Origin of the sequence: Mesorhizobium sp. M1A.T.Ca.IN.004.03.1.1 (genome assembly GCF_003997555.1) — a bacterium.
GTDB lineage: Bacteria > Pseudomonadota > Alphaproteobacteria > Rhizobiales > Rhizobiaceae > Mesorhizobium.
This window is the reverse complement of record NZ_RZTV01000984.1, coordinates 1-241: the sequence shown is the minus strand read 5'-3', so window position 1 is coordinate 241 and position 241 is coordinate 1. Positions and strand designations below refer to the sequence as shown.

The 241-nt window shown below is 61.0% G+C and carries 1 protein-coding gene; it reads left to right on the top strand.

The genetic code is table 11. The features are described 5' to 3' along the window. The coding region (locus EOD29_RS36430) for a hypothetical protein (protein ID WP_164764082.1) at positions 1–241 on the top strand (241 nt) is incomplete at both ends.

The following is a 241-nucleotide window of genomic DNA, read 5'->3' as shown; positions in this document are numbered from 1 at the left end:
GCCGCGTTGATCGCACCCAAGAGGATGTCTGCGATCCACAGGAGTGGTTCGTCACCGCCTCGCTGATGGTCGATGCGGAGGCGAGGATCGAGGCCCGTGCTTCGAAGCGCAACGAGATGCCCAAGATCCTGCTTGTTCTGGGCGTCCGAACGGTGCTCGAGCAACAGATCGAACACCTCCATGCCGGCCATCTCTTGATAGAGGGCTTCGAGGCATTTCCGGCGGCAGCGCTCGTTCTTTC